The sequence below is a fragment of the Pedobacter sp. 01T416_2 genome (genome assembly GCF_056398925.1).
In genome coordinates this window covers 1-2,414 of sequence record NZ_JBFTQI010000836.1, presented here as the reverse complement: position 1 = coordinate 2,414, position 2,414 = coordinate 1, and the positions used below count along the sequence as shown (strand labels likewise).

The following is a 2,414-nucleotide window of genomic DNA, read 5'->3' as shown; positions in this document are numbered from 1 at the left end:
GTTTAAAACACATTAGTGCTCCCAATCTCACATTTTGCTTAATGAACAAATACGACTATGAAATCTCATGTGTAGCGCTGCTATAGGCCTGTAGCGGACCGATTGAGAAATCGTAACTATAGCCGGCCCCTAGTTTCTCAGATGGAAAAACCTGTATTGCCGCTACGGCCAAGTTCCTGGGTGTAAGATCACGCTACAAATAGCTTTTATCATACAGCTTTACTCCTGTGCGGTACGAACCGCCTACCCAGATAAAATTTTTGATCATCAAAAATGCATTCAGTTCCAAACTTGTGCGCCTCCGCAGTCATCTTTTAACAGAAAAGAAGGTTTAGCCTGAAAATCTTCCAAAAGCGGAAACAAGACCCCGGCGGTAAGGTAATAATGCGGTTCTGGCTGTATAAAGCTGTTTGTTCAGCAGTATTATTTCCTTTTCACTAAAGGACTTAAGACCTGTTAAAATGTTAAACCTCTTACTTTAAAAACAAGAAAATAATATAGAATTAAATTTTAGCCCTAATTCTACTCAATGTTTCGAGCCTGATGGCTAAAAAAGAAGCAATGTATTTTAAAGAAACCCGGTTAATTAAATCAGGAAATGAGAGCAAAAACCGTTTGTATCTTTTTTCGGCTGACGAAATCCGGCACAGGTAAGCACGTTCCTCTGCCGAGCGGTAATATAATTCCATCATCTTTCTGCCAACAATATTGGCTTCAGGAAAATTTTCGTAAAGATATTCTGATAATACATGCGGGATAGCAACTAAATCTACATCTTCCAATGCCTGTAAATACTCATCCGAATCGCCATCTATCCACAAATTACGTATGGTACCTACAATTTCATTCTCTTTGGCAATCCATGTGGTAATCTCGTTGTCCCCATCCTTAATAAACCCCCTAACTACACCTTTAATAATTAAAAAAAGGAATTTGTTACGGTCTACAGGTGAAACAAGGTATTTATTTTTTTTGAAGCTGATCGGAAAGGTATGCTGGTTAATCCGCTTTTCTATTTCATCATTAAGCGGATGGAATTTCTTAAAAATTGAGACTAGAGGAGAAAAATTATTATATTTCTTCCACCTATCTTCATCAGATAAATTAACTGCGATCATAGCGAAACATTGGGATAGACATAATCCTACTAAACCGAAGCAGGATCACTACGTAAGTATAGGAAGATTGAATTGAAAAAAGAACTTTTTTTTGACTTTTCTCAATTCTCAAACTTTAAAGCAATTTTTCTACACCTAGTCCAAATAATGCAAAATCATACTTCACCGGATCTGAGGGATCGAACTGCTTCAAATTGTCGGTTAATTCAATTGCAGTTAACCAATCGGTCTGCTTTCTATTAATCAGTCCAAGCAAGCGTCCTACCCGATCAACATGCACATCGCAGGGACAGATTAGATCTTTTGGCTGAAGTGTATTCCAGATACCAAAATCAACACCTTTTTGATCTATCCTAACCATCCACCGCAAAAACATATTTAAACGTTTACAGGTAGATTTTTGCTTTGGAGAGGAGATATGTTTCTTCGTGCGGTGAGGAAAATCTTCTAAGGAGAAAAAATACTGCCTGAAATGGTTCAATGCCTGCTCTATCGAGAAGTTAAGCTCAGCAGCATAACACACTTCCGAGGCATATGTTATCTCCGGTTTTATAGATGAAACTTCTAAATAATCAGTCCGAAAAACATCTTGCCTTGGCACAAATGCCTGCTCTAAGCTATCGAAGTTTTGATAATGCTGCTTAAAAAACGAAATAAAATAAAGTAAGTCGGTATCATTGAATGTGCGGTGTTTAAAGTTCAGCAGACGTTTTAAATCGTTATCGGTATGATTGACAACAAAATCGTAAGGCGCATTATCCATATGGCCCAGCAGTTCCCTACATTTATTAATAATTGTTTTCCGCTGGCCCCAGGCTAAAACCGCAGCAAAAAAGCCGGCAATTTCTATATCCTGTTTTTTTTCGAAAAGATGCGGAATACAAACTGGATCGTTTGCTATAAAATTTGGCTGATTGTATTGTTCAACCTTACTATCAAGGAAATTTTTTAGCTCTAAAAACTGCATATATGTGATGATTAAACGAAAATAGCATTACCATCTATCAGATTGTCATGCTGAGGGTACGAAGCATCTGCAACCGATGAAAAAGATGCTTCGTGCCTATCGTTGAAGTTTTTTTTAATACACTGGTAATTAGCGATTATATATTCCAYCCAGCTAAGCCATAGCACTGTGTCCTCGTTCCACTCAAATCCGGCCTAATAAATTTTTCGGGCTCCACTGACCTAGCCTTCCCACTAACTTCGAAAGAAAAATTTTCAGCCGGTGTTTTTTGTTTCTTTTTGACACCAAAAAGAAAGAGCCCTCTGGCGGCGGTGAGCCGAGGCAAGGAT

The 2,414-nt window shown here is 38.1% G+C and carries 2 protein-coding genes; both read right to left on the bottom strand.

The window, feature by feature from the left end:
• Positions 1–503: 503 nt before the first annotated feature.
• Positions 504–1,118 (bottom strand): Crp/Fnr family transcriptional regulator, encoded by a 615-nt coding sequence (locus AC1DPQ_RS24750; RefSeq protein ID WP_477611190.1) that lies wholly within the window; start codon positions 1,116–1,118, stop codon positions 504–506.
• A gap of 115 nt (positions 1,119–1,233) precedes the next feature.
• Entirely contained in the window at positions 1,234–2,085 is an 852-nt protein-coding gene (locus tag AC1DPQ_RS24745) for a TIGR02757 family protein (protein ID WP_477585250.1), read from the bottom strand.
• Positions 2,086–2,414: the final 329 nt, after the last annotated feature.

What these genes read in the sequence shown, in the direction of transcription:
- AC1DPQ_RS24750 (WP_477611190.1), bottom strand. Translation starts at nt 1,118, where the DNA reads ATGATCGCAGTTAATTTATCTGATGAAGATAGGTGGAAGAAATATAAT.
- AC1DPQ_RS24745 (WP_477585250.1), bottom strand. Translation starts at nt 2,085, where the DNA reads ATGCAGTTTTTAGAGCTAAAAAATTTCCTTGATAGTAAGGTTGAACAA.